The following is a 14978-nucleotide window of genomic DNA, read 5'->3' as shown; positions in this document are numbered from 1 at the left end:
AATTTAGAATTATTATAACAAAGGAATTTGGAAAAAGAAAGTAAGAAGTTGATGAGTATCGTTAAAGGCTGTCAATGAGGCATCGAATTATTTAGTTGATCACCTTTGCGCGGGGGTGATGCCATTTTGGCTGAGCGTTTTCCGGGTGTGTCCGCTGACTGGCTTTGGGGCAAACAGCATGTTTGTCAGACGTGCGGATACTCCGCTTTAAGTTAATGGTTTTTGCTTTACATACAAAAGATCTTTTCGATAATTTGTCCAGAATAGAAAAAAAGGCACAGAATATTCACTAGGAATATTCTGTGCCTTTAAATTTTGTGCAGAAATTACAATTAATTATTACTTAAAATAACTAAAGGAATGCTAGCCTTATTAGAAAATGCGTTCAGCATGAAGGGCTAGTTTCTCTAGCGAGGATTTGTCTACATCAGCGTGTAATGAGTTACCGTGTGAATCCATTGTAACGACTGCTGTGAAGCCTTCAACATTTAAATGCCACATAGCTTCTGGAATACCAAATTCCATTAAGTCAACGCCATCTACACCTTTAATACAATCTGCATAGTACTGTGCAGCGCCACCGATTGCATTTAAGTATACGCCACCATGTTCGCCAAGAGCTTTTAATGTTTTTGGTCCCATACCGCCTTTACCAATTACAGCACGGATACCAAATTTTTTCATGATGTCTCCTTGGTATGGCTCCTCACGAATAGAAGTAGTTGGACCAGCAGCCTTAACTGTCCAGTTGTCCTCTTCGTCTTTGGCCATTACTGGGCCGCAGTGATAAATAACTTGTCCATTTAGATCAACTGGTGCATCATGACTCATTAAGTGATGGTGGATTGCGTCACGGCCAGTATACATGCGACCAGTGATAGCAACAACGTCACCCACTTTTAATGCACGAATTTGTTCTTCAGTAATAGGTGCAGTTAGTTCAACTACATCTGTTGAATTATCTTCTGCTGTTGCAGCAACTTCATTTTCTTTGAATGTGATTTTTTCACCATCTTGGTAGTGCCAGTTAATGATTTCACCTGTTTCAGGATTGATGTCGATTGCCATACGACGGTATGCCCAACAGTTATATGCTACAGATACATAGAAAGAAGCAGGAATACGGTGCATAACGCCTATTTTACAGCCAAGTAAAGTTGCTTCACCGCCGAAGCCCATTGTACCGATACCGAATGTATTTGAAGTTTTTACTACATATTCTTCTAGTTTTGCAAGATCTGGATTTGGGTTTGTATCTTCTACATGACGGAATAATTGTTCTTTTGCAAGATCATATCCAGAAGAACGGTCACCACCGATTCCAACACCGATGAATCCTGCTGAACATCCTTGACCTTGTGCTTGATATACAGAGTGAAGGATACACTTGCGGATACCATCTAAGTCACGACCAGCGCGGCCAAGGCCATCAATCTCACATGGTAAGCTGTACTGGATATTTTTATTTTCACAGCCGCCACCTTTAAGAATTAATTTAATCGTAATATAGTCTTTTTCCCATTGTTCGAACTTCATAACAGGTAGACCATCACCAAGATTATTACCACTGTTTGCGCCAGTTAATGAATCAACAGCATTTGGACGTAATTTAGCGTCAGCCGATGTGTCATTAATAGCTTTTTTAATGGCTTCTTTAATTTCTAATTGGTTTACACCAACAGGCGTGTAAATTTTGAATGTTGGTAGACCAGTATCTTGACAGATTGGTGATACGTTATCTTCTGCCATAATAATATTATTTGAAATTGTGTCTAAACTCATTGCTGCACGTGTGCCAGCATTTTCAGCTTCTTTGGCCTTTTTAATAGCGCGACGCACGTCTTTAGGTAAGTTCGTAGACGTTTCAGTAATTAAATTGTAAAGACTTTTCTCCAAAGTTTGTAGATTCATTTGGTATTGCCCCCCATAGAAAAAATTGATTATTTCCACACTACATTATACTCTTTTAGACTAATGAAAAAAAGAGTACTTCTACTTGTACTCGGAATTAAAGACGCATTCATAAAAAAGACACTTGCTAACAAAGAACGTTTGTTCTAAAATGGTGGTAAAACTACTTTAGGGGGTACGTGTATGTCTGTAAAGAAACTTGAATTACCTGAAGCATTTGAAAGATTTAGAGAAGTGATGGAAGAAACGATACAACCATTTATAAATATAGTAACAGAGCAACGAAAGACATCCTTATTTGAAAGCAAATTTGAAGGGGAGCCGTATTTTCCGCTGACAATGGCGTATCCGAAAAATGCCGAAGGGCAACCATTAAAACTATTAGCGCAAATTAATTTTGCATATGTGCCGAAGCATGTGCCAAACTTTCCAACAGAGGGAATTTTGCAATTTTATATCGATGCACATGATGATGTTTTAGGAATGAATTTTGATAATGGCCAAAATCAGCAAGGTTTTCGTATCATTTTTCACGAACAGATTGAGGTGGATGCGTCACAATTAATACAAGACTTCTCATTTGTCGATACTAACAAAGAAGACATGTACTTTCCGGTTGAAAAAGAAATGGCGTTGTCCTTTGAAACGGGTTATGAAGCATTATCTGCAAATGATTTCCGAGGCACTACGCACTACGCAGCTATTTTTGCGTGTATAGAAGAGGATGATGATCTAATGGATGAGTTTTATGAAACATTGGATAGCACTGGTCATAAAATCGGTGGTTATCCATTTTTCACACAAGAAGATCCTCGAGCATACGGAGAAAATACAGATTCGCAGATTTTATTATTACAGGTGGATAGTGTGGGAGACCACATAATGTGGGGAGATGCCGGAGTAGGCAACTTTTTTATAACAGAGGATGAGCTAAAGCGAAGAGATTTTAGCCGTGTTCTCTATAATTGGGACTGCCATTAAAAAGCAAGCGGGTAATAACACCCGCTTGCTTTTTACAATTATTTTTCACGAGCGTTGAATTGCTCCATTTTGTCTTCTAAATCATCCATCATTTGAATTAAACGATCGATATCTTCTAACTCAGTTGTTTCAGGATTGATGGCATCTAAAACTTCTAAAAAAATTTCAAGACGTTCTTTTAAATAGGTCACTTGTTGTTCTTTATCAGTGATTGGCTTTGACATGCATACACCTCATTTCATCCATTCCATAGTAGCCGATTTTATGTTAAATTTCAATGCTTAGGCAAGAACCTAGGACTAAGTGATTATTTTAAAAAACTAGTAATCTGAATATTTACAATATTGTTGTGCTGTGTTAATGTTGTATTAAGAAATAGTAAAGGAGCTGATCAAAGAAAACGGTGAACTCTAACTCGAAAAGGAGGGAGTTTAAACAAGTAATCGGTGTTGTAAAAAAAGCCGAAATTCGTGTTTATACAAGTTGAATGGAGATAAGTGTTAGTTAAGCCTTAGCGTAAAATCACATGTGGTGAGCGCTAAGGCTTTTTGGTATGCTGTTATGTGGAAGATGAATTGATGTTGGAGGAAAAAATGACGTACTTCTCAGATTACAGCAGAAAAAGATTTGCTATTTTAGTGTTAATTGTATCGATTTCAGGTTTTTCGCAAGGCATGCTTTTACCACTTATTTCGATTATTTTTGAGCGAGATGGTGTATCCTCCGCATTAAATGGTTTAAATGCGACAGGGCTATACATAGGAACTTTATTGATTTCACCGTTTATCGAACAGCCTTTACGAAAATGGGGCTACAAGCCAATTATCTTAATTGGAGGTGCACTTGTTTTCGTCTCACTCCTCGTCTTTCCTTTATGGAAAAGTGTGACATTCTGGTTTATCCTCCGTTTATTCATTGGAGTAGGGGACCATGCCTTACACTATGCGACACAGACGTGGATTACTAGCACAACGGACCATAAAAGCTTAGGGAAGGGAATGGCGATTTATGGCTTGTCCTTTAGCATGGGTTTTGCAGTTGGACCATTGATGGTACGCCTGATACAAATTTCAGAAGCCATGCCATTCATTGTGTCATCTATTATGTGTTTATTTGCCTGGTCATTTGTTTTCTTCTTACGCAATGAAAAGCCAGAGCGTTTAACTGGTGACATGAATGCGAGGGGATGGAATCGTTATAAAGCCGCGATTTTATTTGGATGGATTGCATTTTTAGGACCATTTGTTTATGGATTTTTAGAATCCTCATTAAACGCCTTATTCCCTGTATATGCATTGCGTAAGGGTTTTGAAGTCGACATGATTCCGATAATTTTATCGGTCTTTACGTTTGGTGGTATTTTAACCCAAGTGCCACTTGGTGCACTGGGCGATAAAATCGGACGGCGGATTGTCCTGATGACAGGCTCATTTGGCGGGGCCATTCTTTTCGCTATTGCAAGTTTTTTAGAACATTCACAAATGGCAGTGGCTATCGCATTTTTCTGCGCGGGGACACTTGTCGGTTCGATGTTTTCACTAGGTATTACATATATGGCTGATTTAACACCGAAGGAATTGCTACCAACCGGAAACCTTCTTTGTGGAATTGCCTTAAGTATTGGTAGTTTAACAGGGCCATTTTTAGGCGGTATCTATCTAGAATTCGTAAAAAATTATAGCTTCCTTTTACTAGTGGCACTGCTATTGTTAACTGTAGCACTTGTTTTACTCATATTCGGGAAAAATAAAAACAAGCGACCAATGACAGTTTAATGTCGTGGTCGCTTTTGTATGTAAAATAAAAGAGCGGGGCTCATCTCCCGCTCATAAAAACAAAAAACGCCCAGCAAATCCGTGCTGTAATGGCGTTTTTCGGTGTGACACGGATGTTCCGTCCATGCCACGTAGGTTTGGCACCTAAGAAATCATTATACAGAAAATCTGCGCAGAAATCAAATAGATTATGAGATACCCGCGGAATAAGGTGAAATACCCGCGAAAGCACACAAGATACCCGCGAAACAAGAAGGAATACCCGCGGCACTAGAAGAACTACTAAGCAAAAAGAGCGTCTCAAAATTTCTTTGAGACGCCCTTTTTTATTACTTATTCTTCAACACAAGCTTCGCTACACATTCCACTTGAACAGAAACAGTTCCATCACTAAATAATTTAGTTATTATCGTTACCTTTTAGATTTAAAACACTCCACACAATAAATACAAATCCTATTAATAAAGAAATAATACTGAGTATCAATAAATTATTGGGAACATTTTCAAGAAACACATTAAATTCTTCTGTAGACCAAGTACCACTAAGTGAGACACCAATCGAAGCGCATATGTACCTAGTCGAATAAAGTATAGCCGCGATAATAAGAAAAATAGAACCATAAATACTTTTAATCATAACTTTATTGCTCTTTTCTTTTTAAAATTGAACTACTCTATACTGACGTTCTACCCATTGTTCAGGGTAAACATATTTTGTATCATAAGTTTTTCCACGACTATCATATTTTTGTTCTTGTGTAACTTTATACTTTTTGTACACATGTCTATATTCTAAACGGTAATTTCCGCTATCATAAGTCTTAGAACGATAACTTACTGATTCCGACCATGATAAAGTAACATCGAAACCCACTACACTTTCTAGTTTTTTTACTGGAATCTTAAGTGTACCAGAATATTTATGAGCAACAGTTTTAGTGTGAGATGCACTCAATGATCCTCCACTTACCGTAGAAGCTCCAGCATAATTCCATGGGCCATATGTTAAACCTTCATAAGTTGAAGACGTACCAAACCACATTAACTGTCTTTCAAATGGAGTAATTTCAAATGGAGAAATCTCTTCTTCAAAAGGAACCTCTGTACCTATTAATTCATCATCAAGAACCACATCTGTAAAATCAACAACTACTTCACCTTCTGCTAATCCAGAATTGACATCGGCATCTAATTCACTTGCAGACGATTCTGTAACATTAATAAAAAACAGTGTTAATATTAATGTTATAGAACAAAAAATAGATAATAACTTACTGGAAATTTTCATTTTCTTCTCTCCCTCTGATTATTGATAACTAATACTCTTTAGTAAGAATCGTTAAAAACTGTATACTCTTAGTTCTCTAATTTCCATAAATTCAAAAAACAATTCATGTAAATTTTTCCGATTCTTCTAAAAAATACCTATTATTAATATAATCTATGGAGAAGTAAAAGTCTATTGTTTGTTCTTCATTACCCATTATCAGTGTAACTTATCTCTGATTTTTAATCTTCATCATCTACTCGAACGATTGAATTCCTCGGTATCATCTAAATTCAATTGTTTATCTAAAAACTGTAGGAGAGGCTATAAAAAGAAAAAAAGCGTAGTCTACAAAATGTAGAGTACGCTTAATCCAGTCGCCAAAATTATAAAAAATTAAATATCATTTTCGATGTTCTGCTTTAAGAACCATGTTGCAAATGCATTCCACCTGTGCAGTCTGTGCAAACATATCAACCGGTTGAATGTATTCGACATCATACAGCTTTGATAATTCCTGTAAATCCTTTGCCAAAGTCGAAGGGTTACAAGATGTATAAACAAAGCGCTGTGGTTTTAGCTTAAGTACGGTACGAATAAATTCAGGCGCAAGACCTGTGCGTGGTGGATCTACTGTAATTACGTCAGGTGTGAAGCCTTCCTTGCGCCATTTTGCTAAGACACTTTCTGCTGTACCGACGGCATATTTTGTATGTGTGAAGCCATGATTGCGCGCATTTTTGCGTGCATCTTGAATGCTTTCTGGGATGACGTCCATACCGCGAACCTCTTTTGCTTTATCCGCTAGCCATAAACCGATTGTGCCCACACCGCAGTATGCATCAACAATAGTTTCCTTGCCTGTTAATGCCGCTGCTTTTTTGATTTCATCATATAAATGAACGGTTTGTATTGGGTTTAGTTGGAAGAATGCACGAGCAGATAGGTCAAATGCTAATTCGCCAAGCTCCTCATGAATTGTTTCTTTGCCATCAAGGACAATTGTTTCATCGCCAAAAATCAATGATGTTTTTTCACGGTTTATATTTTGTGCAATTGACACGATGCTCGGATCAATTTTTTTAATACGTGTAATCAGCTCAGCCAAATGTGGAATATCCTTACGTGTCGTCACAAGTACGACCTGTGTTTCACCAGTGCGGATTCCTGTACGCACAACGATTGTACGCACTAAACCGTCTAGCGTTCGACCATCGTAGATCGTAATATTGAGCTTTTGTAAAACTTTACGTGTTGCGACTGTAATTTTCGATGTGATGGGGTGTTGTACTAGACAATCATTAATATTGAGTAATTGGTTGCTACCTTCTGCGAAAAGCCCTGCATAAACACGTTTGCCTTCTTTTCGTACTTGGAACTGACTTTTGTTGCGGTAGTTCCACGGATTGTCCATACCCAATGTTTTGCGAACTTCAACAGTCCCAACTAGGGGTTTTGCATAGCGCTCTAATGCTTGAATAACGATATCACGTTTTTCAATTAGTTGTTTTTCATAAGTCATATGCTGAAGCTGACAGCCGCCACACTCATTATAAACAGGGCAAGGTGCTTCCTGACGATATTTTGAGGTATTACGAAACGTTAATATTTCTGCTTCAGCGAAATTACGTTGTGTTTTTGTGACTTGGGCAGTAATTTCTTCTCCAGGAATAGCGCCTTTTACGAAAACGACATTGCGTTTATAAAAGCCAACACCTTCACCGTTAATGCCAAGTCTTTTTATTGTTAATGGGAATTTTTGTCCCACTTCTATTGCTGTTTGTTGCGTCAAGCGTTCCACGTCCTTTAACCTTATTCAGCAAAAATCTCTCTTACTTAGAGAGATTTATGCACACAGTATTCAATTCACTACCGGTAAAGAGCTGCTGAATAAAGTTAAGCTTCCGGCGGATGTCACAGATTTTGAACAGGAAAAATCGTTGTTTCAAAATCTGGACGCAAATACGTCAAGACGTATTTGATTGAATGTCATCTCCCCATTATAACTAAGGAGTAGACGATTGCAAAGCGACAGGGAAATCTTCATACTCTAATACTAAATCGTCGAGCGATAAAAACGTATAGCCTTGCTTCTTAGCTTCTGCAATAAACATTGGCAACGCTTCGGCATTATCTTGTGCTACTGTATGCATTAAAATAACAGCACCAGGGTGAAGTTGATCCATCAGCGCATTGTACGCATAATCTGCTCCTCGGCGCTCATCCTTTAACCAATCCTTAAAAGCAATAGACCAAAAAATATGACGATAACCTTCTGCATTACCAACCTCTAACAATTTGGCATTGAATATTCCTTCAGGAGGACGTGCATATGTTGTACGATCAATTCCTGTTAATTCCCGTAGTTTTCCATCAAACTTTCGCCATTCAGCACGCATGCCATCTCGCGTTAATCTCGCCATATTTGGATGACCATAGGAATGGTTGCCAATTGTATGTCCGTCTTGCACCATGCGTTTTACAAGATCGCTGGCGCTATCTAAATAATGTCCAGTTAAAAAGAAAGTGGCAGGAACTTTTTCTTTTTCTAATGTATCCAATATACTTTCTGTAAAGCCATTTTCGTAGCCATTATCAAAGGTTAAATACGCCACTTTTTTATCAGCTTTTCCCTTATAGATAGCACCATATTGATTGAGCAGTTTATCAAGCTGTGCTCCCGCCTCTGCCTGTTCTCCATCTTTCGCTCGTTTAAAGCCCCAATGATATTCGTCAGAACCAGAAGCAAAAAACGGATTGTAGCTAATTGCAGCGGCAATAATAAAAGTAGCGATTACCGCACCTACTATATGTTGTCTCCACATAAAAACGCATCCTTTCTTTTTCTTTAGGATGCGTTATTTTTTAAGAAATTATCCTACCGCTATTTAACACAAACAAAGGAAAACATAAGAAATTGATGACAGATTGAATTTTTATAACAAATCTTTAAGTGCCTCTTTTAAATGAGGAAATTTAAAGTCAAAATGTTGTTTTTCTAAAAGAGTAGGTAGTACCTGCTGACCTTTTAGCACAAGTACACTTTGCTCACCAAGAGCAAGACGCAGTGCGAAGCTAGGTACAGGCAACCAATGACGTCTACCCATTACATGAGCAATTGTTTTGCCGAATTCCTTCATGCGTGTTGCGTTTGGCGCTGTGACATTAAATGGTCCGTTAATGTTGTCATTTGTAATAGCAAAATAGATAGCACGTGCAACATCCTCTACATGTATCCATGAAAGCCATTGTTTACCCGAACCAATCGTGCCTCCAACATGAATTTTATAGGGCAGCAACATGGAAGGAAGGGCGCCATTAACACGTCCTAAAATAACACCGAAACGTGCAAGTGCTACACGGACATTTAATTTTTCAGCGCGTTTGGCATGGCGCTCCCAGTCCTGTACAGTCCATCCTAAAAAATCTGTCGCATAGTCGGTAAAGTTTTCGGAATAAGTGGCAACTGTCGAGGTTGGGTAAATGCCGACAGCACTGGCATTAACGAGTACATTAGGTTTCTGCTTAAGCTCTTCCATTATGCGTACAATTTCTAGCGTAGCATCCATACGGCTCATATAAATGGCCTTCTTTTGTTTTTTTGTCCAACGTCCTTTATTCAATGAAATGCCTGCTAAGTTAACAACTGCATCGATATGGCTCAGTTCCAATTCTGGTCGAGCTCCATCTTTTAGCCACTGTACATAATGAATGCCGTTTTCGTATCTCGAGTTGCTACGTGTTAAAATGAATATTTCATGTCCGTTATTTTGTAATAACTTTGTAAGTGACTGCCCAACAAAGCCTGTACCACCCGAAATAGCGATATTCATAAGAACCCTCCTATTTCCAATTATTGTACCTACACTATACACAATCCTAAGTAAAAAGAAAAAGATGTTATAATGTGATAGATAAAGGGGTGTTTCGTTATGCGTGTTATCACGAAAATTGCGCGTCAAAAAAACAATCCAGAACGCTATAATATATACGTAAATGAAGAATATGCTTTTCCTGTAGACGAAGCAATTCTTATTCAGTTTGGCCTGACAAAAGGGAAGATACTTGAAGAATTTGATATTCAAGAAATAGCTTATGAAGATGAAATTCGTAAAGCATTTAATAAAGGACTAAATTTTCTTTCCTATCAAATGCGCAGTGAACATGAAGTAAAGAAAAAATTGCTCACTTTAGAGTTTGGTGAAGCGGTTATTTTAGAAGCCATCCAAAAGTTAAAGGCATATGGCTTTTTAAATGATGAGACCTACTCCAAAGCACTACTAGACACAAAAAAGGCCACCATGAAAAAAGGACCACGAGCGATTCGCCAAGACCTGATTAAAAAAGGAATCGATAAAAACTTGCAAGATGAGGTACTCGGCACATATAGCCATCAGGAGCAGGTCAAACTTGCGACGCAGCTGGCGGAAAAGGTTATTCGCTCAGAAAAAAAGAAAACGCCGACGCAAATTAAGTCTAAAATTCAAAATTTCCTTATGCGAAAAGGTTATTCTTTTAATATTGTGGATGAGGTACTTGGTCAGGTGGAGATTGAACAAGCAGAAGATGAATGGCAGCAGTTACTTGATGTGCAAGGCGAAAAAGTTTGGAAAAAGTATGTATCGAAGTATACTGGTTATGAACTGAAAATGAAAACAAAGCAGGCGCTCTATCAAAAGGGGTTTCCTGTTGAAGTAATAGACCGTTTTATAGAAGAGAAGGAGAATGAGGAATGAACGAAAAAAACTACGCTGCAATGACGGAGCATGAGTTACGTGAAGAAGTAGCAATGCTAAAAGAAAAAGCACGTAAGGCAGAGCAGCTTGGCATCATTAATGAATTTGCAGTGTACGAGCGTAAAGCATTAATGGCAGCAGCCTATTTAGTAGATTTGGATACTATTGTACCTGGGGAAATGTACCGTATTGATGGCTCAGATAACGATTTCTTTCAAGTGGATTATTTAAAAGGACGTTTTGCTTGGGGCCATCGTTTAGGTGGGGAAAAATATCAAGAGGCTCTACCGGTATCCATGTTGTCACCAGTTAAGGTGGGTAAGTAAATGCAGGAAAAAATAGATAAGCTAACAGCAGAGTTACTTGCGAAAAATCCACAAATGTCAGCAGGTCGAGCGCGTGTTTGGATCGAGCTTTTATGGAGTGATTTCGAATCTACTTCTGCAAAGGCTGGTTATGACTATCGAGGTGCTGATTACACTGAAAATTTAGTACGCCAATTAATCACAAGCTATGGCGATAAGCTCCATGAATTTGCAGGACGCAATCCTAAATATGCCCATTTACTTGATGCAAGTGATGACATCATGCAATAAAAAAACCCTGGCCATCTCAATGGTCAGGGTTTCGTTTTAATTACTTGCTCCAATTTGTAATTTTTTCTGAAGCTTATCCTCGGTGAAAATCCAGCCTGTATAAGAAGTAATAATTTCGTTGTCATCGTCTAAGTGAGCAACAGCAACGAAAGGATACCGATTGTCACTGCGGTAACGAAGATCAATTAATCGCACTTCAGTTAAGCCATTTTCAAGCTCGGAAATTTCCCAGCGATACAATGGTGAAAACGATATAAATGCAGCGAGATTTGGGTCTTTCATTGCAGCTTCAACAGCAGGTGTTTTAGGTAACGGTTTAATCTCAAATTTGTCGTAAATATTAACAGTTCGCCCATAAGCACGCCCAACATAATAGTGCGTTTTTGATTTTGCAGCAATACGCCAATGGAAGAAACGCATTGTAGGTGCTACAATGACATAATCTTCATCTTGAATGGTATTGTGTACAGCTTTTTTTACGGCTTTTTGTATAGCAAAACGTAAAATATAGTAGCCCACAATAATCAGATACATGATGCTGAATGTCCAAACGGGATTTACACCGAATGCCCAAAGTAATATACCAAGGCAATGTAGAGAAAAAATAATAGGATCGAAAGTATTAATTACACCAAGGGCGACCCACTTTCTTGAGAATGGTCGGATAGCTTGCGTTCCATAAGCATTGAAAATATCCACAAAGACGTGTAAGGCTACAGCTAAAAAAGTCCAAAGCCACAAATGAAACACATTTGCATCTTGAATGATAATAGCTAAAACCGCTGTAATTAAGATTGGCCATAAAACTACGGCCGGTAACGAATGTGTAATGCCCCGATGATGTCGAATATAAATAGCGTTGTTGCGCAGCTTTAATACGGTATCGACATCAGGTGCCTGAGACCCAATAATGGTTCCTGCCATAACAGCTGTAAAGGTCATTGTATGGTTAGCTACCATAGGATCAACCAAGGCAAGACCACCAAGGGCTATGCCCATAACGAAATGTGTGCCTGAATCCATAAATATCCACTCCTAGTACGCATTAAAAAAGAGTACAATTTGCATACATGTATATTTCAATAATGTTAATACTTTTTACAGTTTCTAAACGATGTCTAGGCATTCGCGTCACATGCTGGATAAGCAGATAAATTGCCAACATCCACGAATGAGCTTTACTTAATTGTATACCCTTTCTATCATAAATTAAATCGTAAAAAACACGGGAGGTCACTGTGAATTATCCATATGTAGCAGAATTTCGACAATCTTTAGTCGAATGGTTTGAAGAAGAGAAACGAGATTTACCTTGGCGGCATACAAAGGACCCTTATAAAATTTGGGTATCTGAAGTTATGCTACAGCAAACACGAGTTGACACAGTTATTCCTTATTACAACCGTTTTCTGGAGAGTTTTCCTACATTGGAATTACTGGCGGAAGCACCACAAGAGTATTTATTGAAGCATTGGGAAGGCCTTGGTTATTATTCGCGTGCGCGTAATTTACAAGCAGGCGTACGTGAGGTTTTAGAAAACTATGGTGGTATTGTACCTGATAACCGCCACGATATATCAAAGCTAAAAGGTGTTGGTCCCTATACGGCTGGTGCTATATTAAGTATTGCCTATAATAAGCCTGAACATGCAGTCGATGGCAATGTTATGCGCGTATTAAGTCGTGTGCTGCACATTCATGATGATATTGCTTTACCAAAAACAAAAAAGATTTTTGAAGCGGCAGTTGAGAAACTAATTGATCCCGCACATGCATCTTCCTTCAATCAAGGCTTGATGGAACTGGGTGCACTCATCTGTACACCAACATCACCAAAGTGTTTATTATGCCCAGTACGAAATTACTGCACAGCTTTTAACGAAGGAGATCCAGGAAATCTTCCTGTAAAATCGAAAAAGACAAAAATGAAGCATATTTTTTATAATGTCTTTGTTTGTGAAGATTCCAGTGGTCGCTTTTTGATGGAGCAACGTCCTGCAGAGGGCTTACTTGCTAATATGTGGCAGTTTCCGATGATTGAACAAGGTGAAGATTCCATTGAGACTTTTACGAAGCTCTATAATGTGCAAGTACTAGAGCAACAAGAGATTTTAACGTTTAAGCATGTATTTTCCCACCTAACATGGCATGTTAATAGCTATTATATGAAGTGTAATCCTGTATTGAATGGTCAATGGCTGACACGCGAGCAAATTGAATTATTACCAATGCCAGTTCCGATGTTAAAAATTTGGCAAAAAATAAAATAAAAATTAATGAGCATAAAATTCATCACCTCGGTACACAATAATGAGCGTGGAGGTGAATGAATGATGAAGAAAAATCAAAACAACCCAAATATGCAACCGAATAAAAACATGCAACGTCAAAGTGAAGAATTTGGTTATGAAACAGACGTAAGCGAAGTGCAAAAGCAAAACGCTAAAGCTGAGCAGAAAAAAGCCCAAGCTTCAGGCAACTACGCTAACAAAAACAACCAAAATGCAAGCGAATAATCACTTTGTAACTGCATAATTGCATTTACCTTCTAAAGGAGCTGTCTAAAAATCGAAAAGATGAAAAGACAGCTCCTTTAAAATTAATGAAGCAGGTGTAACGCATGGGTCCGCTTAGGTAGAGAAGCGAATCGCTTGGATTGCGCAAGAGCTAAGTGAACTGTTCTTGTCTTCAACAGTTATATATATCGTTAGTTAAAAAAATTCTAATATAGAAGCTGTTATGGTGAAAATTGCTTTTAGTTTACAAAAATTTGTACATAAACAAAAGGAAGCGATGGAATTTATGGTTTTCAACTACACCTTTCGCGTACAGATTGCTATAATATACTAGAGACTGCTAGATTTAGGTAGCATAGACGAAAAGGTGGGCTTCAAAAATGGCAATACCGGTAGAAGGAGAAACGATACAAATACATAGTTATAAACACAATGGCCGCATCCACCGTGTTTGGCAAGAAACAATGGTTTTAAAGGGAACAAAAAATATCATTATCGGTGCGAATGAACGAACACTTGTGACAGAATCCGATGGTCGAACGTGGCTAACGAGAGAGCCTTCTATTTGTTATTTCCATGCGGAGCACTGGTTTAACATCATCTGCATGCTGCGTGAAGACGGTGTATATTATTATTGTAATCTAAGCTCACCATTTGTTTTCGATAATAATGCGATTAAATACATCGACTATGATTTAGATATTAAGGTTTTTCCTGATATGTCGTATACCCTTTTAGATGAAGATGAGTATGAGCAACATCGTCAGGAAATGTCTTATCCAGATGTCATCGACAAAATTTTAAAGCGCAATGTTGATAAATTAATTAGCTGGATTCAACAAAAAAGGGGACCCTTTGCACCTGATTTCATCGATGCTTGGACGAATCGTTATAAGTTCCAACTCGATATGCAAGCAGATGATTGTTAGTATTGCCTATTAGTTTAACTAATAGGTTTTTTTGTACCTTTAAACAAAAACGCCGTCTTCCTATTTGGTAAAAATCCGCTTCGCTTTCACCACATAAACCATTTTGTAGCTGCAGTTTTTCTGTCCCGCTTTCGGGCGATAAATTATCACAGAGCGTGACGACTTTAGTCTTCGTCCCACTTGGCGCTCCCTGCTGGATCTCTTGCTTCTCTGCACCTGACGCCAAGTTTACCTCCCGCTGTCGTAGCAAAAACGCTTTTGCCTG

At 38.3% G+C, this 14978-nt stretch carries 15 protein-coding genes; 8 read left to right on the top strand and 7 right to left on the bottom strand.

Features of this window, described 5'->3' with window-relative positions; genetic code table 11:
* Nucleotides 1-372 precede the first annotated feature (372 nt).
* Nucleotides 373-1911, bottom strand: a complete 1539-nt coding sequence (locus tag ACOMCU_RS20095) for a fumarate hydratase (protein ID WP_010857230.1) — start codon at nucleotides 1909-1911, stop codon at nucleotides 373-375.
* Nucleotides 1912-2094: 183 nt separating this feature from the next.
* Between ACOMCU_RS20095 and ACOMCU_RS20090 the strand changes: the two genes are divergently transcribed.
* Nucleotides 2095-2892, top strand: coding sequence for a YwqG family protein (locus ACOMCU_RS20090; protein WP_010857231.1), 798 nt, complete (start codon nucleotides 2095-2097; stop codon nucleotides 2890-2892).
* Nucleotides 2893-2930: 38 nt separating this feature from the next.
* Here ACOMCU_RS20090 and ACOMCU_RS20085 read toward each other — a convergent pair whose 3' ends face one another.
* Complete coding sequence (locus ACOMCU_RS20085; RefSeq protein ID WP_421051179.1) at nucleotides 2931-3116, bottom strand: SE1561 family protein; 186 nt, start codon at nucleotides 3114-3116, stop codon at nucleotides 2931-2933.
* Between the two features lie 369 nt (nucleotides 3117-3485).
* On the opposite strand from ACOMCU_RS20085, the gene ACOMCU_RS20080 reads away from it, so the two are divergent.
* Nucleotides 3486-4667: an MFS transporter gene (locus ACOMCU_RS20080; RefSeq protein WP_036130908.1), complete on the top strand. Its 1182-nt coding sequence runs from the start codon at nucleotides 3486-3488 to the stop codon at nucleotides 4665-4667.
* A gap of 660 nt (nucleotides 4668-5327) precedes the next feature.
* On the opposite strand, the gene ACOMCU_RS20075 is transcribed toward ACOMCU_RS20080, so the two are convergent.
* From ACOMCU_RS20075 to ACOMCU_RS20060, 4 genes are all read right to left on the bottom strand, one after another.
* Nucleotides 5328-5957, bottom strand: coding sequence for a hypothetical protein (locus ACOMCU_RS20075; RefSeq protein WP_010857235.1), 630 nt, complete (start codon nucleotides 5955-5957; stop codon nucleotides 5328-5330).
* A gap of 382 nt (nucleotides 5958-6339) precedes the next feature.
* On the bottom strand, nucleotides 6340-7728 hold the full coding sequence (rlmD, locus tag ACOMCU_RS20070) for a 23S rRNA (uracil(1939)-C(5))-methyltransferase RlmD (RefSeq protein ID WP_010857236.1): 1389 nt from the start codon (nucleotides 7726-7728) through the stop codon (nucleotides 6340-6342).
* A 214-nt stretch (nucleotides 7729-7942) separates the two neighbouring features.
* Entirely contained in the window at nucleotides 7943-8761 is an 819-nt protein-coding gene (locus tag ACOMCU_RS20065; RefSeq protein WP_010857237.1) for a polysaccharide deacetylase family protein, read from the bottom strand.
* 111 nt (nucleotides 8762-8872) lie between these two features.
* A complete protein-coding gene (locus ACOMCU_RS20060; protein ID WP_421051178.1) occupies nucleotides 8873-9769 on the bottom strand; it encodes a TIGR01777 family oxidoreductase in 897 nt (298 codons plus the stop codon).
* Nucleotides 9770-9868: 99 nt separating this feature from the next.
* Between ACOMCU_RS20060 and recX the strand changes: the two genes are divergently transcribed.
* The 3 genes from recX to ACOMCU_RS20045 are packed head-to-tail and all read left to right on the top strand — an operon-like array spanning nucleotide 9869 to nucleotide 11268.
* Nucleotides 9869-10672, top strand: coding sequence for a recombination regulator RecX (gene recX, locus ACOMCU_RS20055; RefSeq protein ID WP_010857239.1), 804 nt, complete (start codon nucleotides 9869-9871; stop codon nucleotides 10670-10672).
* Nucleotides 10669-10998, top strand: a complete 330-nt coding sequence (locus ACOMCU_RS20050) for a YfhH family protein (RefSeq protein ID WP_010857240.1) — start codon at nucleotides 10669-10671, stop codon at nucleotides 10996-10998. Before recX ends, ACOMCU_RS20050 begins: the two co-directional genes overlap by 4 nt.
* Nucleotides 10999-11268: a YfhJ family protein gene (locus tag ACOMCU_RS20045; protein ID WP_010857241.1), complete on the top strand. Its 270-nt coding sequence runs from the start codon at nucleotides 10999-11001 to the stop codon at nucleotides 11266-11268. It abuts the gene before it with no gap.
* A 36-nt stretch (nucleotides 11269-11304) separates the two neighbouring features.
* On the opposite strand, the gene ACOMCU_RS20040 is transcribed toward ACOMCU_RS20045, so the two are convergent.
* Nucleotides 11305-12291 carry a metal-dependent hydrolase gene (locus ACOMCU_RS20040; protein WP_010857242.1) on the bottom strand — a complete coding sequence of 329 codons (987 nt, stop codon included), beginning with the start codon at nucleotides 12289-12291 and terminating at the stop codon, nucleotides 11305-11307.
* A gap of 215 nt (nucleotides 12292-12506) precedes the next feature.
* Here ACOMCU_RS20040 and mutY point away from each other — a divergent pair, with 215 nt between their 5' ends.
* The 3 genes from mutY (at nucleotide 12507) to ACOMCU_RS20025 (ending at nucleotide 14713) form a co-directional block, all read left to right on the top strand.
* Nucleotides 12507-13538, top strand: a complete 1032-nt coding sequence (mutY, locus tag ACOMCU_RS20035; protein WP_010857243.1) for an A/G-specific adenine glycosylase — start codon at nucleotides 12507-12509, stop codon at nucleotides 13536-13538.
* 60 nt (nucleotides 13539-13598) lie between these two features.
* Nucleotides 13599-13784, top strand: a complete 186-nt coding sequence (locus ACOMCU_RS20030; RefSeq protein WP_010857244.1) for a hypothetical protein — start codon at nucleotides 13599-13601, stop codon at nucleotides 13782-13784.
* Between the two features lie 380 nt (nucleotides 13785-14164).
* Nucleotides 14165-14713, top strand: a complete 549-nt coding sequence (locus ACOMCU_RS20025; protein ID WP_010857245.1) for a nucleoside tri-diphosphate phosphatase — start codon at nucleotides 14165-14167, stop codon at nucleotides 14711-14713.
* Nucleotides 14714-14978 lie beyond the last annotated feature (265 nt).

The organism is Lysinibacillus sp. UGB7 (genome assembly GCF_049058285.1).
Lineage (GTDB): Bacteria > Bacillota > Bacilli > Bacillales_A > Planococcaceae > Lysinibacillus > Lysinibacillus sphaericus_B.
The sequence above is the reverse complement of the archived record's forward strand: the minus strand, read 5'-3'. Positions and strand labels throughout refer to the sequence as shown.

Excerpts from the sequence above, each read along its gene's own strand:
- ACOMCU_RS20075 (WP_010857235.1), bottom strand. The coding sequence starts at position 5,957 with ATGAAAATTTCCAGTAAGTTATTATCTATTTTTTGTTCTATAACATTA.
- ACOMCU_RS20095 (WP_010857230.1), bottom strand. The coding sequence starts at position 1,911 with ATGAATCTACAAACTTTGGAGAAAAGTCTTTACAATTTAATTACTGAA.
- ACOMCU_RS20065 (WP_010857237.1), bottom strand. The coding sequence starts at position 8,761 with ATGTGGAGACAACATATAGTAGGTGCGGTAATCGCTACTTTTATTATT.
- ACOMCU_RS20060 (WP_421051178.1), bottom strand. The coding sequence starts at position 9,769 with ATGAATATCGCTATTTCGGGTGGTACAGGCTTTGTTGGGCAGTCACTT.
- ACOMCU_RS20025 (WP_010857245.1), top strand. The coding sequence starts at position 14,165 with ATGGCAATACCGGTAGAAGGAGAAACGATACAAATACATAGTTATAAA.
- ACOMCU_RS20050 (WP_010857240.1), top strand. The coding sequence starts at position 10,669 with ATGAACGAAAAAAACTACGCTGCAATGACGGAGCATGAGTTACGTGAA.
- ACOMCU_RS20090 (WP_010857231.1), top strand. The coding sequence starts at position 2,095 with ATGTCTGTAAAGAAACTTGAATTACCTGAAGCATTTGAAAGATTTAGA.
- ACOMCU_RS20085 (WP_421051179.1), bottom strand. The coding sequence starts at position 3,116 with ATGTCAAAGCCAATCACTGATAAAGAACAACAAGTGACCTATTTAAAA.
- ACOMCU_RS20045 (WP_010857241.1), top strand. The coding sequence starts at position 10,999 with ATGCAGGAAAAAATAGATAAGCTAACAGCAGAGTTACTTGCGAAAAAT.
- ACOMCU_RS20030 (WP_010857244.1), top strand. The coding sequence starts at position 13,599 with ATGATGAAGAAAAATCAAAACAACCCAAATATGCAACCGAATAAAAAC.
- recX (WP_010857239.1), top strand. The coding sequence starts at position 9,869 with ATGCGTGTTATCACGAAAATTGCGCGTCAAAAAAACAATCCAGAACGC.
- ACOMCU_RS20080 (WP_036130908.1), top strand. The coding sequence starts at position 3,486 with ATGACGTACTTCTCAGATTACAGCAGAAAAAGATTTGCTATTTTAGTG.
- ACOMCU_RS20040 (WP_010857242.1), bottom strand. The coding sequence starts at position 12,291 with ATGGATTCAGGCACACATTTCGTTATGGGCATAGCCCTTGGTGGTCTT.